The sequence below is a fragment of the Ensifer sp. GW821-FHT05G01 genome, from assembly GCF_059419585.1.
In genome coordinates this window covers 310975-336586 of sequence record NZ_JBWKSC010000003.1, presented here as the reverse complement: position 1 = coordinate 336586, position 25612 = coordinate 310975, and the positions used below count along the sequence as shown (strand labels likewise).

General features: G+C 62.5%; 24 protein-coding genes. 16 read left to right on the top strand and 8 right to left on the bottom strand.

Annotation, left to right across the window (positions count from 1 at the left end; translation table 11 throughout):
* Nucleotides 1-228: 228 nt before the first annotated feature.
* Nucleotides 229-936 (top strand): PAS domain-containing protein, encoded by a 708-nt coding sequence (locus AC07UR_RS10360; protein ID WP_173420256.1) that lies wholly within the window; start codon nucleotides 229-231, stop codon nucleotides 934-936.
* 155 nt (nucleotides 937-1091) lie between these two features.
* Here AC07UR_RS10360 and AC07UR_RS10355 read toward each other — a convergent pair whose 3' ends face one another.
* The gene (locus AC07UR_RS10355; RefSeq protein ID WP_173420255.1) at nucleotides 1092-1616 is read right to left on the bottom strand and encodes a hemerythrin domain-containing protein; all 525 of its coding nucleotides are present in this window, start codon (nucleotides 1614-1616) and stop codon (nucleotides 1092-1094) included.
* 189 nt (nucleotides 1617-1805) lie between these two features.
* Here AC07UR_RS10355 and ccoN point away from each other — a divergent pair, with 189 nt between their 5' ends.
* From ccoN to ccoP, 4 genes are read left to right on the top strand one after another with little or no spacing between them, the layout of a single operon-like run.
* Nucleotides 1806-3428 carry a cytochrome-c oxidase, cbb3-type subunit I gene (gene ccoN / locus AC07UR_RS10350; RefSeq protein ID WP_173420254.1) on the top strand — a complete coding sequence of 541 codons (1623 nt, stop codon included), beginning with the start codon at nucleotides 1806-1808 and terminating at the stop codon, nucleotides 3426-3428.
* Between the two features lie 13 nt (nucleotides 3429-3441).
* Nucleotides 3442-4173, top strand: coding sequence for a cytochrome-c oxidase, cbb3-type subunit II (ccoO, locus tag AC07UR_RS10345; protein ID WP_209791369.1), 732 nt, complete (start codon nucleotides 3442-3444; stop codon nucleotides 4171-4173).
* Between the two features lie 13 nt (nucleotides 4174-4186).
* Nucleotides 4187-4339: a cbb3-type cytochrome c oxidase subunit 3 gene (locus AC07UR_RS10340; protein ID WP_077503813.1), complete on the top strand. Its 153-nt coding sequence runs from the start codon at nucleotides 4187-4189 to the stop codon at nucleotides 4337-4339.
* 3 nt (nucleotides 4340-4342) lie between these two features.
* On the top strand, nucleotides 4343-5206 hold the full coding sequence (ccoP, locus tag AC07UR_RS10335; RefSeq protein WP_209791368.1) for a cytochrome-c oxidase, cbb3-type subunit III: 864 nt from the start codon (nucleotides 4343-4345) through the stop codon (nucleotides 5204-5206).
* A gap of 244 nt (nucleotides 5207-5450) precedes the next feature.
* Here ccoP and AC07UR_RS10330 read toward each other — a convergent pair whose 3' ends face one another.
* The 5 genes from AC07UR_RS10330 to AC07UR_RS10310 form a co-directional block, all read right to left on the bottom strand.
* A complete protein-coding gene (locus AC07UR_RS10330; RefSeq protein ID WP_209791367.1) occupies nucleotides 5451-6347 on the bottom strand; it encodes a hypothetical protein in 897 nt (298 codons plus the stop codon).
* Between the two features lie 127 nt (nucleotides 6348-6474).
* The gene (locus AC07UR_RS10325; protein ID WP_209791366.1) at nucleotides 6475-6828 is read right to left on the bottom strand and encodes a VOC family protein; all 354 of its coding nucleotides are present in this window, start codon (nucleotides 6826-6828) and stop codon (nucleotides 6475-6477) included.
* Nucleotides 6821-7243 (bottom strand): SRPBCC family protein, encoded by a 423-nt coding sequence (locus AC07UR_RS10320; RefSeq protein WP_209791365.1) that lies wholly within the window; start codon nucleotides 7241-7243, stop codon nucleotides 6821-6823. Before AC07UR_RS10320 ends, AC07UR_RS10325 begins: the two co-directional genes overlap by 8 nt.
* Nucleotides 7244-7323: 80 nt before the next feature.
* The gene (locus AC07UR_RS10315; RefSeq protein WP_209791364.1) at nucleotides 7324-8112 is read right to left on the bottom strand and encodes a helix-turn-helix domain-containing protein; all 789 of its coding nucleotides are present in this window, start codon (nucleotides 8110-8112) and stop codon (nucleotides 7324-7326) included.
* Nucleotides 8113-8161: 49 nt separating this feature from the next.
* Nucleotides 8162-9580, bottom strand: a complete 1419-nt coding sequence (locus AC07UR_RS10310) for an alanine/glycine:cation symporter family protein (RefSeq protein ID WP_209791363.1) — start codon at nucleotides 9578-9580, stop codon at nucleotides 8162-8164.
* A gap of 188 nt (nucleotides 9581-9768) precedes the next feature.
* Here AC07UR_RS10310 and ccoG point away from each other — a divergent pair, with 188 nt between their 5' ends.
* The 7 genes from ccoG (at nucleotide 9769) to AC07UR_RS10275 (ending at nucleotide 18989) form a co-directional block, all read left to right on the top strand.
* Complete coding sequence (gene ccoG, locus AC07UR_RS10305) at nucleotides 9769-11343, top strand: cytochrome c oxidase accessory protein CcoG (protein ID WP_173420246.1); 1575 nt, start codon at nucleotides 9769-9771, stop codon at nucleotides 11341-11343.
* Nucleotides 11340-11837, top strand: coding sequence for a FixH family protein (locus tag AC07UR_RS10300; RefSeq protein WP_209791362.1), 498 nt, complete (start codon nucleotides 11340-11342; stop codon nucleotides 11835-11837). The genes ccoG and AC07UR_RS10300 overlap by 4 nt, the downstream gene beginning before the upstream one ends.
* Nucleotides 11834-14122: a cation-translocating P-type ATPase gene (locus AC07UR_RS10295; protein ID WP_209791361.1), complete on the top strand. Its 2289-nt coding sequence runs from the start codon at nucleotides 11834-11836 to the stop codon at nucleotides 14120-14122. The genes AC07UR_RS10300 and AC07UR_RS10295 overlap by 4 nt, the downstream gene beginning before the upstream one ends.
* Nucleotides 14119-14277, top strand: a complete 159-nt coding sequence (ccoS, locus tag AC07UR_RS10290; protein ID WP_077503804.1) for a cbb3-type cytochrome oxidase assembly protein CcoS — start codon at nucleotides 14119-14121, stop codon at nucleotides 14275-14277. Before AC07UR_RS10295 ends, ccoS begins: the two co-directional genes overlap by 4 nt.
* 180 nt (nucleotides 14278-14457) lie before the next feature.
* Nucleotides 14458-15888 (top strand): NADP-dependent phosphogluconate dehydrogenase, encoded by a 1431-nt coding sequence (gnd, locus tag AC07UR_RS10285; RefSeq protein ID WP_209791360.1) that lies wholly within the window; start codon nucleotides 14458-14460, stop codon nucleotides 15886-15888.
* Nucleotides 15889-16291: 403 nt separating this feature from the next.
* Nucleotides 16292-18214: an autotransporter outer membrane beta-barrel domain-containing protein gene (locus AC07UR_RS10280; protein WP_494700035.1), complete on the top strand. Its 1923-nt coding sequence runs from the start codon at nucleotides 16292-16294 to the stop codon at nucleotides 18212-18214.
* A gap of 208 nt (nucleotides 18215-18422) precedes the next feature.
* Entirely contained in the window at nucleotides 18423-18989 is a 567-nt protein-coding gene (locus AC07UR_RS10275; protein ID WP_209791358.1) for a dienelactone hydrolase family protein, read from the top strand.
* A gap of 10 nt (nucleotides 18990-18999) precedes the next feature.
* On the opposite strand, the gene AC07UR_RS10270 is transcribed toward AC07UR_RS10275, so the two are convergent.
* On the bottom strand, nucleotides 19000-19449 hold the full coding sequence (locus AC07UR_RS10270) for a GNAT family N-acetyltransferase (RefSeq protein ID WP_209791357.1): 450 nt from the start codon (nucleotides 19447-19449) through the stop codon (nucleotides 19000-19002).
* 136 nt (nucleotides 19450-19585) lie between these two features.
* Entirely contained in the window at nucleotides 19586-20641 is a 1056-nt protein-coding gene (locus AC07UR_RS10265) for a LacI family transcriptional regulator (protein ID WP_209791356.1), read from the bottom strand.
* Nucleotides 20642-21158: 517 nt separating this feature from the next.
* Here AC07UR_RS10265 and AC07UR_RS10260 point away from each other — a divergent pair.
* The 4 genes from AC07UR_RS10260 to AC07UR_RS10245 all read left to right on the top strand — a co-directional run bounded on the left by AC07UR_RS10260 (nucleotide 21159) and on the right by AC07UR_RS10245 (nucleotide 25568).
* The gene (locus AC07UR_RS10260; RefSeq protein ID WP_173420238.1) at nucleotides 21159-22394 is read left to right on the top strand and encodes an ABC transporter substrate-binding protein; all 1236 of its coding nucleotides are present in this window, start codon (nucleotides 21159-21161) and stop codon (nucleotides 22392-22394) included.
* A 217-nt stretch (nucleotides 22395-22611) separates the two neighbouring features.
* Complete coding sequence (locus AC07UR_RS10255; RefSeq protein WP_173420237.1) at nucleotides 22612-23520, top strand: carbohydrate ABC transporter permease; 909 nt, start codon at nucleotides 22612-22614, stop codon at nucleotides 23518-23520.
* A gap of 124 nt (nucleotides 23521-23644) precedes the next feature.
* Nucleotides 23645-24472: a carbohydrate ABC transporter permease gene (locus AC07UR_RS10250; RefSeq protein ID WP_234941964.1), complete on the top strand. Its 828-nt coding sequence runs from the start codon at nucleotides 23645-23647 to the stop codon at nucleotides 24470-24472.
* Between the two features lie 4 nt (nucleotides 24473-24476).
* Complete coding sequence (locus AC07UR_RS10245) at nucleotides 24477-25568, top strand: ABC transporter ATP-binding protein (protein WP_209791355.1); 1092 nt, start codon at nucleotides 24477-24479, stop codon at nucleotides 25566-25568.
* The last annotated feature ends 44 nt before the right edge of the window (nucleotides 25569-25612 follow it).

Genomic DNA, 25612 nt, shown 5'->3' with positions numbered 1-25612 from the left:
TGCAGGCGGCAAGCTTTCCTTTCAGATGTTGAACGGCGCAGCAATGAGTGTAAACTCACCGTTGTGTCGCGGGGGACAGACTGCAAGCGCTTTGGGTAGCCAAAGACGCGCGGTTTTCGCGACAGGTGTGAGGGAGGCGTCAAAACCCGGATCAGCGTCTACACCATCAAAGCCTGTCGTTTTAGTGCATCGGCGCGGCCTCGGCCGTGGGGGAATTGGGGTTTCGAATTGAACGCACTGATTGAGCTGTTCTGGTTCAAGTATTCACAGCTGCAGTATGCCGTACGTACGGCAGACGAGCATCTGATCGGACTTCTGGATCGCGAACTCGATCCGATTTTGAAGTCGGTCTATGATGAGAAGGCAGTGAGCGTCGAGGATGCCCGTCTTCAGTTCCAGTTTCTGATCGATATCCTGCGTGTCGAGGCCGACGACATTTCTTGCGTGCTGCGCCATTCGCAACTGCTGCAATCGCTGATCAATCGCTATTTCGCGGCTACCGGCGCGGTCAACGCCGCCGAGTTGCGCCTGGAGCGCGCCCCTGCGCCGCACAAGGGGCGGGCCGACGAGGGGCTCCTCAACGAAGCGATCCTCGACAGCTTTCCGGACCGCATTGCGGTCATCACGCCGGACTATCGGTATCTCTATACCAATCCGCTCAATGCCAACCATCTCGAGAGCCGCCCGATGGATCTCATCGGCCGGCACATCGTCGAGTTCATCGGCATCCAGCGCTTCGAGTTGCGGGTCAAGAACTATCTGGATCGCTGTTTTGCCGGCGAGGTGGTCGACTACACCTTCGCCAAGACCGTCGATGCGCGAACGGTCGTCGTGCGATGCAAGCTGACGCCATGCATGTCGAGCACCGGCAGGCTCATCGGCGCGATCCTGGTGATCCAGGAACATGCGGACCGCCGCCGCGCGATCGCCGCCTGAGGACATCGTCGGCTCGGTTGCGAAACCGCGGCGCCGCCCCAGGCGCCCCGCACCGAACTTGGCGCACGGCCAGTGCGACGCCTTGAACGGGCAGAATCAATTCATCCCCGGATCGTGTCCGACCCAGGGAATCAGGCAGCGGGGCTGCGGCGCCTTCAGTTGATGTCGGCGTGGACGACGTCCGAACTGGCCGGAAGCAGCGTGCGAAGACATTCCTGCTCGAAACCGATGTGCCTGCGCAGATTTGTGAAGAAACCACGCAGCATGTAGCCTGCAGTCTCCGCATTCACGCTGTCATCGGCTGCGCCGAGCTTCACCAGCATCTCCGTCAGTTCCTCGGCAAAGCACTCATCCTCGCAGTGCTCGTATTTCAGCCGCGCGAGCGTGGCTGATATCGAAGGGTCGTCGCCGCAGTTCTGCTCGACCCAGCGGAATACTGCACTTTCTTCGCCGGAATGCAGTTCGCGGATCAGCGGCTCCAGCATCTTGGCGGCGTAGGCGCATTTTTGCCGGTCGATTTCGGCCGGCAGGCTGTCGGCGATTTCCTCCAGGCTGTTGCAGAGCGCGAGCTGCTCCTGATGCGCGCGCGCCAGCCACGCCCGCGGTTCGCCCGAAAGGGCAGGGCGTGGCGGCAAACCGGTCCATGGCCTGATCCGGCCGTTGTCATTCGTTCTCTTCATGCTGTTCTGACGCCAACTCCTATGGCGCTCCCTCATTGTTTCGTGAGGGTGATGCAAGTCGGCGTGGCTGGCCTTGATCTGAATCAAGGTGCAGGCGCCCCGATTCTGACAGGTTCCGGCAAGCTGCGCTGCCATGCCATCTCTCGGTGTGCCCACGCGTCTGCATCGGATAAAGTTGGGGACCCAACCATGAAATACACTTTCGAGACGATCCTGCTCGGGATCGGTGCATTCCTGGCGCTGCTAGGCGCCGGGTTTGCCCAGGACCGGCAGTTTGAAGCCCATATGTGGGTGCTGTTCTTCGTGCTGCTCGGTGGCACCATTGTCATGCTGCGACGCCTCGATTTCAGCACGGCATCCGCAGGCAAGGCGGCCGCGCCGCTGTCGGAATATTCCGACGACGTGGTGAAGTATGGCGTCATCGCCACCGTCTTCTGGGGCGTCGTCGGCTTCCTCGTGGGCGTTGTGGTTGCGCTCCAACTGGCCTTTCCGGACCTCAACATCGAGCCGTGGTTCAACTTCGGCCGCATGCGGCCGCTGCACACCTCGGCGGTGATCTTCGCCTTCGGCGGCAACGCGCTGATCGCGACCTCGTTCTACATTGTCCAGCGCACCAGCCGCGCCCGCCTGTTCGGCGGCAATCTCGCCTGGTTCGTGTTCTGGGGCTATCAGCTGTTCATCGTCATGGCTGCCACCGGCTATCTGCTGGGCATCACCCAGTCGAAGGAATATGCCGAGCCGGAATGGTATGTCGACCTGTGGCTGACGATCGTCTGGGTTGCCTATCTCGCGGTGTTCATGGGCACGCTGCTCAGGCGCAAGGAGCCACATATCTACGTGGCGAACTGGTTCTACCTCGCCTTCATCGTCACCATCGCGATGCTGCACATCGTCAATAACCTGGCGGTCCCGGTGTCGTTCCTCGGCTCCAAGAGCTACTCGGCCTTTGCCGGCGTGCAGGACGCGCTGACGCAATGGTGGTACGGCCATAACGCCGTCGGCTTCTTCCTGACGGCCGGCTTCCTCGGCATGATGTATTACTTCATCCCGAAGCAGGCCAATCGCCCCGTCTATTCCTACCGCCTGTCGATCATCCACTTCTGGTCGCTGATCTTCATGTACATCTGGGCCGGCCCGCACCACCTGCACTATACGGCTCTGCCGGACTGGGCGCAGACGCTGGGCATGGTGTTCTCCATCATGCTGTGGATGCCCTCCTGGGGCGGCATGATCAACGGCCTGATGACGCTTTCGGGCGCCTGGGACAAGATCCGCACCGACCCGATCATCCGCATGATGGTCATGGCCGTCGCGTTCTACGGCATGGCGACCTTCGAAGGTCCGATGATGTCGATCAAGACGGTCAACTCGCTCAGCCACTATACCGACTGGACCATCGGCCACGTGCATTCGGGCGCGCTCGGCTGGAACGGACTGATCACCTTCGGCGCGATCTACTATCTCACACCGAAGCTGTGGAACCGCGAGCGCCTTTATAGCGTGCGCATGGTCAACTGGCACTTCTGGCTCGCCACGCTCGGCATCGTCGTCTACGCCGCCGTCATGTGGGTTGCCGGTATCCAGCAGGGCCTGATGTGGCGCGAATACGACGACCAGGGCTTCCTCGTCTATTCCTTCGCGGAATCGGTCGCGGCCATGCTGCCCTACTACGTGCTGCGTGCACTGGGCGGTGCCCTGTTCCTCGCCGGCGCTCTGCTCATGGCCTTCAACGTAACAATGACCATCCTCGGCCGCGTGCGCGACGAAGCTCCGATCTTCGGTTCGACGCCCGTGCTCAAGGCTGCGGAATAGGAGGGCATAGACCATGTCCATTCTCGACAAACACGCCACCCTGGAACGCAACGGAACGCTGTTGCTCGTTGGTTCGCTGCTCGTCGTCTCGATCGGCGGCATCGTTGAAATCGCGCCGCTGTTCTATCTCGAAAACACCATCGAGAAGGTCGAAGGCATGCGGCCCTATTCGCCGCTGGAGCTCGCAGGACGCGACATCTACATTCGCGAAGGCTGCTACGTCTGTCACAGCCAGATGATTCGTCCGTTCCGCGACGAGGTGGAGCGCTACGGCCACTATTCGCTGGCGGCGGAATCCATGTACGACCATCCGTTCCAGTGGGGATCGAAGCGCACAGGGCCGGATCTGGCCCGCGTCGGCGACCGCTACTCCAACGAGTGGCACGTGCAGCACTTGATCGAGCCGCGCTCGGTGGTACCGGAATCGGTGATGCCGAGCTACGCCTTCCTCAAGGCGACGCCGCTCGATGTGCGCAACGTCGCCGGCCAGCTGAAGGCCAACAGGGCCGTCGGCGTGCCGTATTCGGACGAAATGGTGGAGAACGCCGCCGCCGACATCAAGGCGCAGGCCGACCCGAATGCGGATACGTCAGGCATCGAGGCGCGCTACCCCAAGGCCAAGCTCGGGGATTTCGACGGCGATCCGCAGAGGCTGACGGAGATGGATGCGCTTGTCGCCTATCTCCAGATGCTCGGCACGCTCGTCGACTTCTCGACCTATGACGACACCACCGGCTATCGCTAAGGGAGATACGCACATGGAAACCTACACGGCCATGCGCCAATTCGCCGACAGTTGGGCACTGCTCGGCATGGTGATCTTCTTCCTGGGCGTCGTCGCCTTCATCTTCCGGCCAGGCGCCAAGCAGGCCGCCGAACGGGCCGCAGCCATACCTCTGAAGGAGGATTGATCCATGGCGGACAAACATGTCGACGAGATCAGCGGCGTCGAAACAACCGGCCACGAATGGGACGGTATCCGCGAACTCAACAACCCGATGCCGCGCTGGTGGGTCTACACCTTCTACGCCACCATCGTCTGGGCAATCGGCTATATGGTCGTCTATCCGGCGGTGCCGCTTCTGACCGATGCGACCAAGGGCGTCATCGGCTACTCCAGCCGCGCGGAGCTCAGCGTCGAGCTTTCTGATGCCAAGGCGGCTCAGGCCGGCAACCTGGAAAAGATCGCGGCAAGTTCGCTCGATCAGATCATCGCCGACCCGCAGCTTCACCAGTTCGCGGTGGCAGCCGGCGCCTCGGCCTTCAAGGTCAATTGCGCGCAGTGCCACGGTTCGGGTGCTGCCGGTTCGGCCGGGTTCCCCAACCTCAACGATGACGATTGGTTGTGGGGCGGCAAGCCGGAGGAGATCTACCAGACGGTGGCGCATGGCATTCGCTATACAGGCGACGACGACACGCGCGTCTCCGAAATGCCGTCCTTTACCGAGATCCTCAAGCCGGAGGAAATCAAGCAGACGGCAGCCTATGTCGTCAGCCTTACGGGTACGCCTTCGGATGCGGCAATGGTTGAGCAGGGCAAGGCGTTGTTCGAGGCCAATTGCGCCTCCTGCCACGGCGCCGACGCTAAGGGCAACCGCGAGTTCGGCGCGCCCGATCTTGCCGATGCGCTCTGGCTCAACGGTTCGAGCGAGCAGGCAATCGTCGCGCAGATGAAGGCACCCAAGCACGGCGTCATGCCCGCCTGGCTGCCGCGCCTCGGCGACACCACGGTCAAGCAGCTTGCGGTGTTCGTGCATTCGCTGGGTGGGGGCGAGTAAGGGAACGCCGGCGGTTGGCGTGAGGTTTTGCCCCTCACTGTCCTGCCGGACATCTCTCCCCGCCAGCGGGGAGAGAGCCGCTGGAAGCGATACTCTCGCCCAACCTCAACGTTGATGATTGGCGCGGCCGGTGAGGCTGGCTGCCTTCGCCCCGCGTGCGGGGAGAAGGTGCCGGCAGGCGGATGAGGGGCGGCGCCCATCTTTGAGTTACAGGAAGTGGCCGCGTCGAAAGACGCGGCCTTTGTCATTCCAGCGCTGCAGCGATGGTGGCGCCGACGACGACGCTGGAAAGGGCAGCACCCAGAATGAGCGGCGCGCTGACCGGCCGGCGCACGACGGTGCCGAAATTGAACAGGTTCATCGGCAGCAGGTGGAAGCCGTTGCCCTCGGGCTTGCTGCGCGGCGCTTCCATGAAGCATTCATCATCGAACCAGATCCAGTCGTCGCGCCAGGTCCAGCAGCCGTTGTCGCGATAGACGGCAGCGACCTCCTCGGCAAAGGCCTTGTCGGCCGGCAGCCTGATATAGTTGACCGGCTTGCGGCTGAAATACTGCATCGCCATCGGCATCGACCGCTCGGTGCAATAGTTCGACATCCACAGCTTGAAGCCGATCTCGTCGCGCAGCCGGTCGAGCACGCGAAACACCTGCACATGATCCTCGTGGCCATATTCGCCCCAGGGATTGTGGGTGAAGACGTTCATATCGGGCTTCAGCAGCGGCAGCAGCGTGCGGTAGAGCGTTTCGTAGTTGTCGCGATAGGCCTGGGCGATCGGTCGCGTCGAGTGGCGGAAGCTGCCGGGCATGAATTGCGACAGCGACTTTTTGACCACCCGCTTGGCCTCGCGGCGTGTCCCTTCAGTGCCGAATTCCATGCCATAGGGGCCGGGCTTCGGGTTCGTCCAGTCGGCGCAGTCGAACGAGCCGGTCTCTTCCATCTCGAGGAAACGGATATTGCCGCGCGGATAGGCCTTGATCGCGGCAACGCGCGCGTCGCCCATCTGCGGCTCGGACCAGATGTCGCGGTAGAGGATGATGACCTCGTCGACCTTCTTCAGGATCGAGGTGAACCACAAAAGCTCGTCGTCGGGATGGGCGCCGATGATGACGGAATTGCGCAGAAACTCGTGCTCGTCTGACATTGCCCAGCGCCCTTTGCCGCTTTTTGCTTTCGCGCGCAATCTTGGGCTGCAAAGATTAAGTCGGCGTAAAATCTCAAGACGTGAGCGCCGGCTGTCCACAGTGGAATGAAGCCGGCGCCTTTGCCCGCTATTGCGCCGACCAGACCGCCAGCTCGTAGCCGTCAGGGTCGGCGAAGTGGAAGCGCCGGCCACCGGGGAAGGGGAAGATCGGCTGCAGGATTTTTCCGCCGGCAGCCTCGATGTTCGTCAAGGCATCTTCCAACTTGTCGGCATAGATGATGATCAGCGGCCCGCCTGATCTGACCGGGCCTGTCGTGGTAAAACCGCCGGTCAACCGGCCGTCCTGGAACTCGCAATATTGCGGGCCGTAATCGGTAAAGGTCCAGCCGAAGGCGCCGCCATAGAACGCCTTGCTGGCGGCGATGTCGGAGACGTTGAACTCGACATAGTCGATGCGGCGGTCATTGCCCTTGTTACCCATGATGTGTCCTGTCGTTTTCAGATTCCAGAATTGACTTCAGCGCGGCCAGATCCTTTGCCACCCATTCGGCATCGCCGGCGAATTGTTCATCGCTCATATCGGCCTGCCGCAGCAGCGTGAACATCACCTCGGCACCATCGCCGTTCGGCACGACGCGCAGGGCGTTCTGCACCTTCAGGCCGTTTTCAAGCGTCACCAGATGGTCGACGACGCCGAAGGCGTTGTCTGGTGCAAAGCGCACGCGCGCATTGCCGAGCGGTCCCGGAGCGATCCAGTCGTCACCGTCGCGTATGAGGCCGGACGACAGGCCCGATGCCCAGAGAGGCATCTTCTCCGGCTTTGCCATGAAAGCGTAGACGTCGAGCCAGTCGCGCTCGATGGAGATGTGGATGATGTTCGCTGCCAGTGTCGTCATGCGCTCGCTCGCCTTGCGTTTGCTGCTGCAATCAAGGGGATAGCACTGCACGGCGTTGCCGTCTTGAACGAAACGGCCAGTCAGCTTGAGAGTTGATGCCGGATTTCTCGCGGCGACAGCGAGGTCAGCTCCCGGCTCTCGCGGGTCAGGTGGGCCTGGTCGGCATAGCCGGTATCAAGAGCAAGTGTGGACAGGCTCGCCTGCGTATTGCTTCGGCACGCCGAGAGAAAGCGTTGAAGGCGGAGGATGCGGTCGAGCGTCTTGGCGCCGTAGCCGAAGTGTTCGTGACAACGGCGACGCAGCGTGCGCTCGCTGGTTCCCGTTGCCTGCGCCAGCAACCGGATCGGGTTATCCGACGACGTAGGGTGCCCCTTTCGCAGGTGCGCGAGGCAGGCGGCGATGTCACCAGGCGGGGCAGCAATCATCGGCAGCCTTTGTTCTGCCGCTTGTGCAAGGATGATGGTCCGCGCTGCCACGCTTTCGGCTTCGACCATTTGCAGATGGAGTTCGCGGGCCGCGGCACCCCAGAAGGCTTCTAGCGGTACGACAGTGCCGGTCAGCCCGGAGAGCGGCGCACGCAGAAAGGCGGCTGCAATGCCGGTGCGAAAGCGCAAGCCCACCACGGTCTCGCCGGGGTCGATGGCCGGAAAGGCCGCAACCCGGTCTGGCCCGGCGACGACGAGACCCCGGCTCGACCAGATGATATCGGCGCAACCGTCGGGAACGACAGCCATGGGTTGGCGCGGCCCCTCCGGTATGGCGTGGCTCCAGAGGCATTCTACATGGATGGCAAGCGAGGCAGGTGCGGCGCGCTCGCGGTAGACGCCGCAGCGCTTGGCAAGCGTCATGGGCTGAAGCGTACCGTGCATGCCTTGCTCTCCGTCAGCGTCGAAGTCCCGTTGCCGGTCTCGTTCCGCCCTAGTCGCGCGACCAGATCTCGCCGTCGATCTGCCCCTGCAGTTCCGGGTAGTCTGCGGCGTGGAACACCGGTTCGACACCCTGTCTGCGCTGGGCGAAATAGTCCTTCGTCAGCTTGGCAATGGTACCGGACAGGAGCAGAATGGCAATGAGGTTGATCGTTGCCATCAGGCCCATGGAGGCGTCGGCAGCGTCGAACACTGTGGCGATGCTCTCATAGGCGCCCCAGACGACCATGGCGAGAACGGCGCAGCGCATGAGGGTCACGCCGAGCCGGTTGGCGGCACCGAGATAGGTCAGCGCGTTCTCCGCGTAGGAATAGTTGCCGATGATCGAGGTGAAGGCGAAGAAGAAGATCGCGATTGCAATGAAATAGCTGCCCGCCCAGCCGATATGGGCGTTCATCGCCGCCTGGGTGAGTTGCGTACCGGTGACGCCGGAGCCGGGCTCAAGCGTGCCGGAGAGCAGGATCATCACCGATGTCGCGGTGCAGATCAGGATGGTGTCGATAAAGACGCCGAGCGACTGCACGAAGCCTTGCGAGGCGGGGTGATGCGGAACCGGCGTGGCGACGGCTGCGATGTTAGGCGCCGAGCCCATGCCGGCTTCGTTGGAGAAAAGGCCACGCTTGACGCCGTTCATCATCGCGGCGGTCACCCCGCCGGCGACGCCGCCTGCCGCTTCCTGCAGGCCGAAGGCGCTGGAGACGATCGTCCACAGCACTGTCGGGACCAGCGAGGCGTTGACGATCAGCACGTAGACCGCCGTCAGCAGATAGGCGCCGGCCATGAACGGCACGACGATTTCGGCGACGCGGGCAATCTGGCGGATGCCGCCGAAGATGACGATGCCCGAGAGTGCGGCAACGGCGATGCCGACCACGATCTTCGGAACGCCGAAGGCGCCCTGGACCGCATCGGCGATCGAATTGGCCTGGACCGCATTGAAGACGAGACCGAAGGACAGGATGAGGCAGACGGAGAAGATCGTCGCAGCCCACGGCGCATTGAGACCACGGGCGATATAGAAGGCAGGACCACCGCGATACTGGCCGTTTTCGTTCTTGACCTTGTAGAGTTGGGCAAGCGCGCTTTCCGCATAGGCGGTCGCCATGCCGACGAGGGCGACCATCCACATCCAGAACGTGGCGCCCGGTCCGCCGAGATAGAGCGCGACGGCAACGCCGGCGAGATTGCCGGTACCGACGCGCGAAGCGAGGCTGACGGTCAGCGCCTGGAACGGACTGATGCCGGCCGCATCCTTCGAGCCGCCGCTGCTGAGCACACGGAACATCTCGCCGAAATGCACGATCTGGGGAAAGCCGAGCCGGATGGTGAAATAGATACCGACGGCGAGAAGGCCATAAATCAGGACATAGCCCCAAAAGATCGTGTTCAGAAAGCCGATGATCGTGTCCATGCGGTCCTCGTTGGTTTGGCTAGATGTCGTGGTGTGGCAAGTGCCATTAGGTCGTGCGGCATCGGGGCCGGACGTTTCGACGCATGCGGTCGCTTTAGCCCGCAAACTTGACACAGATCAACGTTTCGGGCGGGCAAATCGGGCAAAACAGCGTTCAATACGCGATATATTCGGGGATTTCCCACACCATGCAGCCTCAATCCGCCACAAACGCCCCCATCGTCGAACGCCACGAGGCCGAGGCGGTCAACGCGGCGCATGTGCGCAAGCCACTCTACGAAAAGCGCAAGAAGATCTTCCCGAAGCGCGCCGAGGGACGATTCCGCCAGTTCAAATGGCTGGTGATGCTGGTGACGCTCGGTATCTACTATCTGACGCCCTGGATCCGCTGGGACCGCGGCGAACATGCCCCCGACCAGGCGGTGCTCGTCGATATCGCTGCCCGCCGGTTCTACTTCTTCTTCATCGAGATCTGGCCGCAGGAATTCTTCTTCGTCGCCGGACTTCTTGTCATGGCGGGCTTCGGCCTCTTCCTGGTGACATCGGCCGTCGGGCGCGCCTGGTGCGGCTATACCTGTCCGCAAACGGTCTGGGTCGATCTGTTCCTCGTTGTCGAGCGCTATATCGAGGGCGACCGCAACGCCCGCATGAAGCTCGACGCCGGGCCGTGGACAATGGCCAAGATCACCAAGCGGGTGACGAAACATTCGATCTGGATCCTGATCGGTATCGCCACCGGCGGCGCGTGGATCTTCTACTTTGCCGATGCGCCTGCATTGCTGAAGAGCTTCGTCTCGCTGGAAGCGCCTGCCGTCGCCTATATGACCGTCGCTATCCTGACGGCCACGACCTATGTCTTCGGCGGGCTGATGCGCGAGCAGGTCTGCACCTATATGTGCCCGTGGCCGCGTATCCAGGCGGCCATGCTCGATGAAAACTCGCTCGTCGTCACCTATAACGACTGGCGCGGCGAACCGCGCTCGCGCCACCAGAAGAAGGCGGCAGCCGCAGGCGAGAGCGTCGGCGATTGCGTCGATTGCAATGCCTGTGTGGTCGTCTGTCCGATGGGCATCGACATCCGCGACGGCCAGCAGCTCGAATGCATCACCTGCGCGCTCTGCATCGACGCCTGCGACAACGTCATGGACAAGCTCGGTCGCGAGCGCGGGCTGATCGCTTATGCGACGCTCAGCGACTATGCCTCCAACATGGCGCTTGCCACCAATGGTGGCACGACGGCAATCGAGCCTGCCCGGGTGCGCGATGCCGACGGCACGTTCGTCGACAAGGTCAAGCATTTCAACTGGAAGATCGTCTTCCGGCCACGCGTGCTGGTCTATCTCGGTGTGTGGACGCTTGTCGGCATCGGCCTGCTCTATGCGCTGCTTGCGCGTGACCGACTCGAACTCAACGTCCTGCACGATCGCAACCCGCAATTCGTGCTCGAATCGGATGGATCGGTTCGCAATGGCTACATGGTCAAGCTCTTGAACATGATCCCCGAACAGCGCACGATCACGCTCACCATCGACGGCATGCCTTCGGCGATGATGCGCATCGCCGGCCACGCTCCGGGCGACGGCCGCAGCTTTGCCGTCGGCGTCGATCCGGACAAGGTGACGGCGCTGAAGGTGTTCGTAACTGTGCCGAAAGAAAAACTCGGCGAAGCGGAAGACGGCTTCAGCCTGATCGTGGAGGATCCGTCGAGCCATGAACGCGACGTCTACAAGGCCAACTTCAACACACCGGGAGCCGCGAAATGACCGCTGACCAAGGCAGGCAACCCCGCGTCTTCACCGGATGGCACATGCTCGGCGTGATGGTGCTGTTCTTCGGCACCATCATCACCGTCAACCTGATCATGGCCTGGAATGCCAGCCATAGCTGGAGCGGGCTGGTCGTTCAGAACACCTATGTCGCCAGCCAGCAGTTCAACAGCAAGGTCAAGGAGGCGCGCGCCTTTGCGGCAAGCGGCCTGGACGGCAAGCTGAGCCTTGAGCCGGGCGCCGTGCGTTACACGCTGACGCGCCAGGGCAAGGCCGAAACCTCGGCTGACAAAGTGGTCGCCGTGTTCAAGCGTCCGGTCGAGGAGCACGAGGACGTGCGGGTCGAGATGGCGCATCAAGGCGAGGGCGTCTTCGTCGCCGCGACCGATCTGAAACGCGGCCAGTGGATCGCCGACATCACCGCGACGTCAGGCGACAAAGTCGTCTACCGCCAGGCCATTCGCTTCATCGCGCCGGGAGAGCGCCCATGAGCTGCTGTGCTGCCGGCGCCGAAACCGCGCTGGAGATCGACAGATCAGGGCAGGGACTGCCCAGCTCCGAAGAGCTTTGGCTGACCAGCCGGGCGCTTGGCGGTGGCCTGCGCCAGACGGACCTCAGCGTGCCCGGTATCCACTGCGGCGCCTGCATCACCACGATCGAATCCGCGCTGAAGATCCGGCCGGAGGTTGAGCGCGCTCGCGTCAACCTTTCCTCGCGCCGGGTATCGGTCGTCTGGAAGGAAGACGTTGCCGGCACGCGTACCGATCCGCGCGAACTGGCGCGCGCGATCCGCGAGCGCGGTTACGAGACGCATCTGTTTGCCCCCGGTGAGGAAGACGGCGACACGCATCTGAAACAGCTGGTGCGGGCCGTGGCCGTCGCCGGTTTCGCCTCGACCAACATCATGCTGCTCTCGGTCTCGGTCTGGTCCGGTGCCGAGGCTGCAACACGCGATCTCTTTCATTGGATTTCGGCGCTGATCGCCGCGCCGACCCTGATCTATGCCGGCCGGTTCTTCTATTCCTCCGCCTGGAACGCGCTGAAGCACGGCCGCACCAACATGGACGTGCCGATCGCGCTGGCGATCACGCTGTCCTACGGCATCTCGCTCTACGAGACGATCACCCACGGTACCCATGCCTGGTTCGACGGCACGGTGATGCTCCTGTTCTTCCTGCTCATCGGCCGCACGCTCGACCACATGATGCGTGGCCGCGCCCGCTCGGCGATCAGCAGCCTGGCGCGCCTGTCGCCCCGTGGCGCGATGGTTGTCGATGCCGATGGCTCTCGCGAGTATCGGCCGGTCGACGAGATCAAGCCGGGCGAACGGCTGGCGATTGCGGCCGGCGAACGCATCCCTGTTGATGGAAGGATCCTCGTCGGCTCGAGCGACCTCGACCGGTCGATCGTCAACGGCGAAAGCGCACCGGCGCCTGTCCATATCGGCGACACCGTCGAGGCCGGTACGCTCAACCTGACCGGGCCACTGACGATCGAGGCCACGGCCGCTGCGCGCGACTCGCTGCTGGCCGAGATCATGGGGTTGATGGAGGCCGCCGAAGGGGGAAGGGCGCGTTACCGCCGTATCGCCGATCGCGCTGCGCAATACTATTCGCCGGCGGTGCATCTGCTGGCGTTCCTAAGTTTTACCGGCTGGATGTTCATCGATGGCGATTTCCATCATGCCATGCTGGTGGCCGTCGCCGTCCTGATCATCACCTGCCCCTGCGCCCTCGGGCTGGCGGTGCCGGTGGTGCAGGTGATTGCCGCAGGCCGGCTCTTCCAGAACGGCGTCATGGTCAAGGATGGCTCCGCCATGGAGCGGCTTGCGGAGATCGACACGGTACTGTTCGACAAGACCGGTACGCTGACGGCGGGCGAACCGCGCCTGACCAATGGCGCCGAGATCAAGCCGACGGTGCTTGCGACTGCCGCCGGCCTTGCCGTGCATTCGCGCCACCCGCTGGCCATGGCCATCCATGACGCGGCGCCGATCGCGCCGGTTCTTTCCGGCGATATCCGCGAGATCCCGGGTGCAGGCATCGAGGCGCAGACGGCCGAAGGCCTCTATCGCCTCGGCAGTCGCGCCTTTGCCTGCGGCGACGCCGGCGAGGCGAGCGGCCAGTCGGAGGTGATCCTGTCGCTCGACGGACGCGAGCTTGCCTGCTTCCGCTTCGAAGACCGGCTGCGGCCACTGGCGCGTGAAAGCGTCGACAAGCTGACCCGCCTGGGGTTTGCGACCGGCGTTCTCTCCGGTGACCGTGAACCTGTTGTCGCGGCACTTGCCCGCAGGCTGGGTATTATCAGCTGGCGTTCGGAACTGTCGCCGCGCGGCAAGGTCGAGGAATGCGCGGCTGCAGCCGAGGGCGGCCACCGGGTGCTGATGGTCGGCGACGGCATCAACGATGCACCGGCGCTGCGCGCTGCGCATGTGTCGATGGCGCCGGCAACGGCTGCCGATGTCGGCCGTCAGGCCGCGGATTTCGTCTTCCTGCACCAGGGTCTCGACGCCGTGCCGATGGCGATCGACACGTCGCGCCGCGCCGGCCGACTGATCCGCCAGAACTTCGCGCTGGCGATCGGTTACAACATCATCGCCGTTCCGATCGCCATCATGGGTTATGCGACGCCGCTGATTGCCGCCGTTGCCATGTCGACCTCGTCGGTGATCGTGGTTGCCAATGCGCTGCGGCTGCGTGCAGCCAGCGTCAAGAAGACCGAGGCCGCCGAAAGGTCGGCGCCGACACCGCTGGACGCGATTGGGACCGCCTCATGAACACGCTGATCTATCTCATTCCGATCGCATTGTTCTTAGGGGGGCTCGGTCTCGTCGCCTTCCTTTGGGCGTTGAAGAGCGGCCAGTACGAAGACCTTGAAGGCGCCTCCTGGCGCGTGCTCGACGATGGCGACGGAAAGCCCGAAAAGGAGTGATTTTCTCAAGAATCGCTTGTCGTTAATCGATTTGAATGCCAAAACAGCCTCCGCCGTCGCATCTCGCGTCCGCCCCTTTCCCGAGGGGCAATGCGAGCGCGCGAAGTTCAATTCGAGGGGCCGGCTCCCACGCGTTTATCCCGATCGCGTCCGGCTCTGCTGTCCAATGGAGGCAATCACGTGTCACAGGCGGAAATCGGCCTTATCGGTCTCGGCGTCATGGGTTCGAACCTGGCGCTCAACATCGCTGAAAAAGGCAACAAGATCGCGGTCTTCAACCGCACCGTCGAGGCGACGCATAAATTCTACGCGGAAGCCGGCGAACTTCAGGGCCAGATCGTGCCGTGCGACACCATCGAAGATTTTGTCGCTGCCATCCGCCCGCCGCGTCCGATCATCATCATGATCAAGGCCGGCGAGCCGGTCGACCAGCAGATGAAGATCCTCGAGCCGTACCTGGCCAAGGGCGACATCATGATCGATGCCGGCAACGCCAACTTCCGCGACACGATGCGCCGCTTCGACGCGTTGAAGGATTCGGGACTGACCTTCATCGGCATGGGCGTTTCCGGTGGCGAAGAAGGTGCGCGTCACGGTCCGTCGATCATGGTCGGCGGCACGGAAGACTCCTGGAAGCGTGTCGAGACCGTGCTGACCTCGATTGCCGCCAAGTATGACAACGACCCGTGCGTTGCCTGGCTCGGCGAAAACGGCGCCGGCCACTTCGTCAAGACCATCCACAACGGCATCGAATATGCCGACATGCAGATGATCGCCGAAATCTACGGCATCCTGCGCGACGGCCTGAAGATGACGGCCGGCGAAATCGGCGACGTCTTCGGTACCTGGAACAAGGGCCGGCTGAATTCCTACCTGATCGAAATCACCGAGAAGGTGCTGAAGGCAGCTGATCCCTTGACCGGAAAGCCGATCGTCGACCTGATCCTCGACAAGGCCGGCCAGAAGGGCACCGGCAAGTGGTCGGTGATCGAGGCGCAGAACATGGGCGTTCCGGCGACCGCGATCGAAGCGGCCGTTGCCGCGCGCAGCATCTCGTCCGCCAAGGAAGAGCGCGAAGCCGCCGAGAAGATCCTCGGCCTGCCTCCGGTCGGCGAGTTCAAGGTTGCCGACAAGGCCGCCTTCATCAAGGACCTGGAGAACGCGCTGCTGGCCGCCAAGATCGGCGCTTATGCGCAGGGCTTCGCCGTCATGTCCGCCGCCTCGAAGGAGTTCAACTGGTCGCTGCCGATGCCAACGATTGCCAAGATCTGGCGCGCTGGCTGCATCATCCGCTCGCAGTTCCTGGATGAAATCACCACCGCCTTCACCAAGGCGCCGGATGCGGCAAACCTGATCGTCACCCCGGCCTTTGCCGCCATGGTCAAGGAAACCGACGCAGCACTTCGCCGCGTCGTTTCGGCTGCCGCGCTTGGCGGCCTGCCGGCACCAGCGCTCGCTTCGGCTCTCGGCTATTTCGACAGCTACCGCCGCGGCCGCGGCACGGCCAACGTGATCCAGGCCCAGCGCGACTTCTTCGGCGCCCACGGCTTCGACCGCGTCGACGGTGCCGACGCCCATCATGGTCCGTGGGGCAGCGGCCTCAACGCCTGATCGGCGAGCGAGGTCTTGATCCTGCGTTTCGAACGGGGCGGCCTTGGCCGCCCCGTTTCGTTTTGATCCGCAGAGCGGCCTTGCAGCACGCATCGTCCTAAGAGGTTGGTTAGTCTTTTCCCGAGGCTGGTCGTGCCTGCTCCCGTATTTGTCGCCTCATTTCAGTACATCCCGGCGTATCGCATTGGGATTTACGGTCATTTTGTCGTCTATGTCAGAATTAACCCGGTATTTTTGAAGATTGACATAAGCTAAAACGCGCGGGCACTCTGCGGCGATTGTCATGTGCGGGGGAGCGACCGCTATGCATCTGCTGTCCAGGTTGAAATGCGGTGCTTTCACCCTGTTATGCGTCCTTGGCAGTCCGTTATCGGCGGCCGCACAGAACTGCAACGGCGGCGGTTTGAGTTATCTCGGCAATATTCGGGACGGGTCGAACTCGGTATGGCTCTCGGGTACGCCGGCGGGTTCGTTCAGCCTGGAGTCTGCTCAGGGCAACCAGACGGTTGATACGTGGTCAAAGTCCCGGCGTGGTCTTCACCTTTCCGTCTCGCCCTTCGTTTCCCAGGGAAACGGCGGTACACACAAGCTTTATGATGTCAGCGATGGCAAGCCCTGTCTCATCGACACCCAGAACCAGAAGCGCGATTTTACCCTCCCGCCGAATATCAACATGCCGTCCATCGTCATGCCTGGGCGCGTCGTGCCACCAATCGGCAACATCTTTCCTGATTTCGCACCGCCGGCGAGCATCACGCCACCGATCGGCAATCTGCCCAGCGGGGTAACGCCGCCCATCGGCTCGCTCCCCGGTGGCGTAACGCCGCCGATCGGCTCGCTTCCCGGTGGGGTGACGCCACCGATCGGCTCGCTCCCCGGTGGCGTAACGCCACCGATCGGCTCGCTTCCCGGTGGGGTGACGCCACCTATCGGCTCGCTCCCCGGTGGGGTGACGCCGCCTATCGGTTCACTCCCAGGCGGAGTGACGCCGCCCATAGGCTCGCTTCCCGGTGGGGTGGCGCCACCCATCGCGTCGCTTCCGGGGGTGGTTGCGCCTCCGATCGGCTCACTTCCCGGTGGCGTGACGCCACCGATCGGCAGGGTGCCCGGCGGCGTAGCACCGCCGATTGGTTCGCTCCCAGGTGGTGCGACGCCGCCGATAGGATCGCTTCCGGGCGGAGTCAGCCCACCGATCGGTTCGGTCCCTGGCGGTGTCCAGCCCCCTATCGGAACCCTGCCGGGCGGCGTGGCGCCACCCGGTGGCACGCTGCCTGGCGGCGTGCAGCCGCCCATCGTGATCGTCCGGTCCGACGGCGGAAATCTGAAGATTGCGACCGACACGCGGGTGTCGGCCCAGCAATCGGCCTATTACTGCATTGATCCGCGATCTCAGCCACGAACGAGAGACGACGAGCGGATGCAATTGCCAATCTGCTCACGGGAGGTCCTGGCGGAAGCCGCGCGCCAACAGGAGGCCCGCCTCAATCAGGTGCCGTTGACCGAAGGTCGCGATTTTGGCCAGCAGACGCTGTGGAATTTCCGTATGGGCGGCCGTGTCATGGGCATTTCCGACGAGCGTTTCGGCCTCGATATCGATACGACCCTTCGCAATGCGACGTTCGCACTCGATCGGCGCCTGAATGACGATGTCGTGGTCGGTATGACGTTCACAATCGAGGCAAGCGAAAGCGACGGCTTTGGCGATGACCTGCAGGTAAATACGAACGGCTTCAGCGTCGGGCCATATATAGCGACACGGCTTTCGCCACAGTGGGCCCTGGACAGCTCTCTCACCTATGGCCGCTACGACAATGAACTGGAGTTGAGCATACTGGATGGCAGTTTCACGTCGGAACGTTATTCCGCCGAGTTGAACCTTCACGGTCAGTACAAATGGGACGAATACTTCGTACGCCCGAAGGTGACGGCTTCCTTCTCGCATATCGCCAATGACGCCTATAGCCTGACCGGCGATATCTTCAGCCTGCCGATCGACGTCGCGCTGCCGGGCGAAAGCTTCAACTACGGCTATATCGAAGCAACGACCGAGGTCAGTCGTTTCTTCGAAGCGCCGGGCGGCACGCCATTTCTGGCGTTTGCCGAAGTCGGCGCAAAATACGAGTACGAGCGACCGAATGATGGGCAGATTCTCACCGGCGACCTGTCGCTTGCCACGCCATCGCCCTGGTCCTTCTCTCTGCGGTCGGGCGTTCGAATGTTGATTACCAATGCGCTGCAACTGGAAGCGAGCGCCGGTTACCTGAGCTTTGGCCAGGCCAATCTCGACGTGTGGGATTGCAAGCTCGATCTGTCAGTCAGCTTCTAGAGCGTTGCCGCTTTGGACTTAGACGCAGAAACGCTCCAGCGGCTTGCTTTTACACATTTCCTGACGGAAAACCGCTTCGCACTTTTCCGTCAGGAAATACTCCAGGCGGGGGCAGGGGCCCGTGGTGAAGCTCGGCTGGTGCTACCCACAGCGCCGAAGTGCGGGGTGCCGGTTTACATGCAGCCCTACGGGCACGAGGAGCATATCGATGGCCACAGTGATCCTGTTTCATTCCATCCGCGGGCTGCGTGCGCTCGAGCGCGATGCTGCCGCGCGGCTAAGGGCCTTGGGCCACTCTGTCATCACGCCCGATCTCTTCGGCGGCCAGGTGGTCGGCTCGGTCGACGAGGGCTTCGCGCTCAAGGATGCGATCGGTTGGCGCGGACTATGCGAGCGGGCAGAAGCGGCGGTCGCCGGGCAGCCGGTATCGGCGGTGCTTGGCGGTTTCTCCTTCGGCGCTGCCATTGCCTCGCATCTCTGGGAAAGGCGGCCGCAAACATCGGGCGTTCTGCTGCTGCACAGCATCGTCGGGATCCCCGAGAACGCCCGTGACGGTGTGCCGGTGCAGTTGCACCTGGCCGATCCGGATATCTACGAGCCGGCCGAGGATGTCGCCGAATGGCGGGCGCTGGCCGCGCGTTCGCCGATTGCGCTGGAAGATTTCACCTATCCCGGCGTCGGCCATCTCTATACGGATGCCTCGCTGCCGGATTACGATGCCGAGGCGACCCGCCTTACCTGGGGCCGTGTCGAGCGGTTTTTGGCCGACCTGTAGGGCCGAGACCCTATTCGGCCGGGCGCCGCTTCTCGTATCGCACGTCGCCGTTCGCCATCGTGTCGACGTGGATCCAGCCGTGCTTCTGGTAGAACCCGTTGGCGCGGATACCGTCGTGGCCGTCGGTCTCGAGCCAGATTGTCTCATGAGTGCGGAAGAGAGCGGTTTCCGCCTCCTGCAACAGCAACCGTCCAAGTCCAAGCCCTTCGAAGTCCGGGCTGACGAAGAGCGCGAAGACGGAGCCGTCCTCGTCGTCGATCGAGGAGAATGCGGCGGGGATGCCGTCAACCTCGGCGATCCAGATGCCGGCATCGGCCGCCAGCATCTCGATCAGTGTCTCGGGCGTGATGCCCATGTCGGACAGTTGTTCGCGCGAGAGGTGGTTCTGGACGACGCTGGTGCGGATGTCGAAGATCGGCTCCACGTCCTCGGCTCTGGCTTTTCTCACGACGATGTTCATTTGCGGACCCTCATTTTCAAGCAAGGGGTCGTCTAGCGCCCGGAAGTCGGTGCGTCTACAGGTTGCCGTGTGCGGACGAAAGCCGCCCGGCGATGGTACCGCAAATGTCACAGGCGCGAAGCCCGGTACCGAGCTGCTAGCGCTTGATCGATACCGGAACGGCGGATTGGACCTCCGGCTGGCTGAGGCTCTGCAGTGTTTCGGAGGGCTGGCCGTCGATATGGCCGATCACCGCCTTGGCGAGTTCGCGCCCGGCAACGCGGATGTCCTCGTACATGGTCACCACTTCCGGCCGGAGCCAGCGCAGAAAGTCGCTCGGCACCTTGGAGACCATGTCGGCATCCTTGCCGAGCACCTTTTGGGCGGCTTCCAGCCCGGCGATCAGCGCGATCGCGCCCGAGCCACTGCCCGACACGATGCCGTCGGGCGCATCGTCCGAGCGCATCAGCGTTTCGAAGGCGTCGCGGATCTCGACCAGCGTGTGGTCGATGTTGATGTGGTGGAAACTGACCGCATCCGCATGGAAGTCGCGAAGTCCGCGCTCGAAGCCGGCACGCATATGGGAATAGAAGGTCAGGTGCGGCGGCGGCTCCAGCAGCACCAGGCGCTTTCTGCCGCGCTCTACCAGCTCACGCACCGCCTCATAGGCAAAACGCTCATTGTCAAAGTCGTGATAGGGGTGGACGACGCCCATCTCGGTGCGGCCATGGGTGACGAAGGGCAGGCCGCGTTCCGTCAGAAGGGCGACGCGCGGATCGTGCGGTTCCGTGCGCGAGATGATGACGCCATCGGCAGCCCCGGTGTCGAGGATATAGCGGATTGGCGCCAGCGCATCCTTGGTGGCGCTATAGGGCGTCACGACGAGATGATAGGGCGTGCCGGCAAGCACCTCGGTGATGCCGACTACCATGGGGCTGGTAATGCCCATGATCTCTTCTTCCAGTGTCAGCACCAGGCTGATGACATTCGTCTTGCCGGTTCTGAGCCTCACGCCGGCGCGGTTCGGCTGGTAGCCGATCTGCTTGGCGACGAGGCGTACACGCTCCTTGGTTTCCGCGCCGATATCGGGTGCATCCTTCAGGGCGCGAGAAACGGTGGTGATGCCGAGCCCGGTCATGAAGGCGATCGTCTTCAACGTCGGCCTGCTGCCATCCGGCGGCGTCAGCGGTCTGTTCTTCGTCTTGCTGTCCATCGCCGTACCCACGCCCGCCCTTGCCGTTGCCGTCGGCTTCCACCCAGCCGGTGCGAAACCCGTCCGGCCAGTTTGCTCCCGCCGTCCCGTTCCGCGTCACTTCATCGCCTTATATACGAATTGTGACGCGGAGCTATCCTGCTTCGGGAAGGCGACCTTCTCATAAATCTGTAACGATACAGTAGATCTGTCGAGCAATTTTGTTGCTGCGCTGCGGCAGATGAAACACTCTGGTTGAGTTGCGTCTGCGAGATCGAGCATTTCGCGCTTGCGAGACGCTGCTTGCAGCATGATGACTGAAGATGAACGCAAATATCATGAATATCAGCCGGATAGCGGTCGATTCTATCGGTTATTCGCTCGCGTGAGTGCCGAATCTCGCTATCGTCGGGCCTCTCGAATTGCCTCTTTGGGTTGCATATAAAGTTTCTGTTTAAATTCATTGGGGTGGGAGTTGCGGACCGGGAACGTTTCCTCTAAGTTTTTTACGGTAACGTTACAGTGAGGGAGGAGACTCATGAATTTACGTTCTTTCGCGGCCGCTTTGGCGGTGACGGTGGCGCTGCCGCTCGGTGCGGCAAGTGCTGCCGATCTTGAAGTAACCCATTGGTGGACATCGGGCGGCGAGGCAGCTGCGGTGGCCGAGCTCGCAAAGGCTTTCGACGCGACCGGCAATCATTGGGTTGATGGTGCGATTGCCGGCGCCGGCAGCACGGCGCGGCCGATCATGGTCAGCCGCATTACCGGTGGCGACCCGATGGCAGCCACGCAGTTCAACCATGGTCGCCAGGCCGAGGAGCTTGTCGAGGCCGGGCTGATGCGCGACCTTACCGATGTCGCGACCAGGGAGAAATGGAAGGACATCATCAAGCCGGCAAGCCTGCTCGATTCCTGCACCATCGATGGCAAGATCTATTGCGCTCCGGTCAACATCCACTCCTGGCAGTGGCTCTGGTTGTCGAACGCCGCATTCAAGCAGGCTGGTGTCGATGTGCCGAAGAACTGGGACGAGTTCGTCGCAGCAGCACCGGCACTCGAAAAGGCCGGCATCGTGCCACTCGCCGTTGGCGGACAGGCGTGGCAGGCAGCCGGTGCCTTCGACGTGCTGATGGTGGCGATCGCCGGCAAGGATACGTTCCAGAAGGTCTTTGGCGACAAGGACGAGGAAGTGGCCGCCGGTCCCGAAATCGCCAAGGTCTTCAAGGCTGCTGACGATGCGCGCCGGATGTCGAAGGGCACCAATGTCCAGGATTGGAACCAGGCGACGAACATGGTCATCACCGGCAAGGCCGGCGGCCAGATCATGGGCGACTGGGCGCAGGGCGAATTCCAGCTTGCCGGCCAGAAGGCCGGGACGGACTACACCTGCCTGCCGGGTCTCGGCGTCAACGAAGTCATCTCGACCGGTGGCGATGCCTTCTACTTCCCGCTCCTGAAGGACGAGGAAAAGTCGAAGGCCCAGGAAGTGCTGGCATCGACGCTTCTGAACCCGGCGACGCAGGTTGCGTTCAACCTGAAGAAGGGCTCGTTGCCGGTGCGCGGCGACGTCGACCTCACTGCTGCCAACGACTGCATGAAGAAGGGCCTGGACATTCTTGCCAAGGGCAACGTGATCCAGGGCACGGACCAGCTTCTGTCGGCCGACAGCCAGAAACAGAAGGAAGACCTGTTCTCGGAGTTCTTCGCCAATGCGTCGATGACGCCGGAAGACGCGCAGAAGCGCTTCACCGACATCATCGCCTCGGCGGAGTGACGGATCAGCCCTGACCTCCCGGTCCCGCGCAGATGCGGGCCGGCGGAGGTCTCCCGTTCGGCGTGGCGCAAGCCGTGCCGTCGGTCCGTGTCGACCGTTTTCGACACGGACCGGGAAGGGCTGTCAACGTGATGAGGCGGCTATCCGAGGGGGCTTTGCCCTCGCGCTACCGGCTGCCCGTCATCCGATGCAGATTGCAGTTCCGGAGGAACGAAACATGGCGGGTCACACACGCGGTTCGGGGCGACCGAACCAGTGGTTGCGGAACCTGAATGCGAAATTTGCCTCCGTCCCCATGATCCTGACGGCCGTGGTCATCTTCCTCGGCGGCACGATCTGGACGGTCGTCTATTCCTTCACCAATTCCAAGCTCTTGCCGCGGCTCTCGTTCGTCGGCCTCGATCAGTACGAGCGGCTCTGGGCGGCACCGCGCTGGCTCATGTCGGTCCAGAACCTGGTTATCTACGGGTTCTTCTCGCTGGTTTTCAGCCTCGTCATTGGCTTCGTGCTTGCGGCGCTGATGGATCAGAAGATCCGTTTCGAAAACACCTTCCGCACGATCATGCTCTATCCCTTCGCGCTGTCCTTCATCGTGACGGGCCTCGTGTGGCAGTGGCTGCTCAACCCGGAATTCGGCATCCAGTCGGTGGTGCGTTCGCTCGGCTGGACGAGCTTTGCCTTCGATCCGCTCTACAATTCCAACATCGTCATCTACGGCATCCTGATTGCTGCACTCTGGCAGGGTACCGGGCTCGTCATGTGCCTGATGCTCGCCGGCTTGCGTGGTATCGACGAGGATATCTGGAAGGCGACCCGCGTCGACGGAATCCCGATGTGGAAGACCTATCTGCTGGTGATCATCCCGATGATGCGCGGCGTCTTCATCACCACGCTGGTGATCATCGCGAGCGGGATCGTCAAGGTCTACGATCTCGTGGTGGCGCAGACGAGCGGCGGCCCGGGCATCGCCTCGGAAGTGCCGGCCAAATACGTCTACGACTACATGTTCCAGGCGCAGAATCTCGGCCAGGGCTTTGCCGCCTCGACCATGATGCTCGTGACTGTCGCCATCATCATCGTGCCCTGGGCCTATCTCGAATTTGGGGGAGGGCGCAAGCGTGCCTGAGATCGTCGCTTTCAACACCATCGACGCGGGCATCGAGCCCGAAGCGGAAAAAGTCCAGGCACGTGCGACCCAGGCCGGTCCTCGGGGCAAAAAGCCGCGCCGGGCGCTTTCGGGCCGCAACATCATGATCTACGGCACCCTGATCGTCGTGGCGCTCTACTATCTGCTGCCGCTCTACGTCATGGTCATGACGTCGCTTAAGGGCATGCCGGAAATCCGCCTTGGCAACATCTTTGCCCCGCCGCTCGAGATCACCTTCGAGCCCTGGGTCAAAGCCTGGTCAAGCGCCTGCACCGGGCTTAACTGCGACGGGCTCTCGCGCGGCTTCTGGAATTCCGTCCGCATCACCGTTCCCTCGACCATCGTGTCGATCGCGATCGCCTCGATCAACGGTTACGCGCTGGCGAACTGGCGCTTCAAGGGTGCCGACCTGTTCTTCACCATCCTGATCGTCGGCGCCTTCATCCCCTATCAGGTGATGATCTACCCGATCGTCATCGTTCTGCGCGAGCTTGGCGTTTATGGTTCGCTGACTGGGCTGATCATCGTGCACACGATCTTCGGCATGCCGATCCTGACGCTTCTGTTCCGCAACTATTTCGCCGGGCTGCCCGAGGAACTGTTCAAGGCGGCGCGCGTCGACGGTGCGGGCTTCTGGACCATCTATTTCCGCATCATGCTGCCGATGTCGATGCCGATCTTCGTCGTCGCCATGATCCTGCAAGTGACCGGTATCTGGAACGACTTTCTGTTCGGCGTCGTGTTCACGCGGCCGGAATACTACCCGATGACCGTGCAGCTCAACAACATCGTCAACTCGGTGCAGGGCGTGAAGGAATACAACGTCAACATGGCGGCAACGATCCTGACCGGCGCCGTTCCGCTTTTCGTCTACTTCGTCTCCGGGCGGCTTTTTGTCCGCGGCATCGCCGCCGGCGCAGTGAAAGGGTAAGGGCATGGAAAACGTCAGCGTATCGGTCAAGGATCTGTCGTTGAGCTTCGGTGCCGTCACTGTGCTCGACACGCTCAACCTCGACATTAAGGACGGCGAATTCCTGGTGCTGCTCGGCTCGTCCGGCTGCGGCAAGTCGACCTTGCTCAACTGCATCGCCGGCCTGCTCGATGTCAGCGACGGCCAGATCTTCATCAAAAACAAGAACGTCACCTGGGAGGAGCCGAAGGACCGCGGCATCGGCATGGTGTTCCAGTCCTATGCGCTCTATCCGCAGATGTCGGTGGAGAAGAACCTCTCCTTCGGCCTCCAGGTCGCCAAGGTGGAAAAGACCGAGATCGACCGGCGCATCAGCCGCGCCGCGGAGATCCTGCAGATCCAGCCGCTGTTGAAGCGCAAGCCCGCGGAACTTTCCGGCGGCCAGCGCCAGCGCGTGGCGATCGGCCGGGCGCTGGTGCGCGATGTCGACGTGTTCCTGTTCGACGAGCCGCTCTCCAACCTCGACGCCAAGCTGCGTTCGGAACTGCGTGTGGAAATCAAGCGGCTGCACCAGTCGCTGAAGAACACGATGATCTACGTCACCCACGACCAGATCGAGGCGCTGACGCTTGCCGACCGCATCGCCGTCATGAAAAGCGGTGTCATCCAGCAGCTCGCAGATCCGATGACGATCTACAACGCGCCGGAAAACCTGTTCGTCGCCGGCTTCATCGGTTCGCCTTCGATGAACTTCTTCCGCGGCGAACTTCAGTTGAGGGATGGGCGGGCATTCGTGCATGCCAATGGCGTTGATTTCGACGTCTCTGCCTATCCGTCGCGTGGGCCCCTCAAGGCAGGGCAGAAGGTCGTTCTCGGCGTCAGGCCCGAGCATGTGCGCGTCGACGAGGCATCGAGCGGTGTGCCGTCGCATCAGGCTGTCGTCGATATCGAGGAGCCCATGGGCGCCGACAATCTGCTCTGGCTGAAGCTTGCCGGCCAGTCGATGTCGGTGCGCATTGCCGGCCAGCGGCGCTACAAGCCGGGAACGGCGGTCACGCTGTCCTTTGACATGGCGGTCGCCTCGCTCTTCGACGCGGGCAACGAAAACCGTTTGTAAACAACGAGGAAGCGCGCCGGCTTCCATCACCCGGCGCGTTTCGA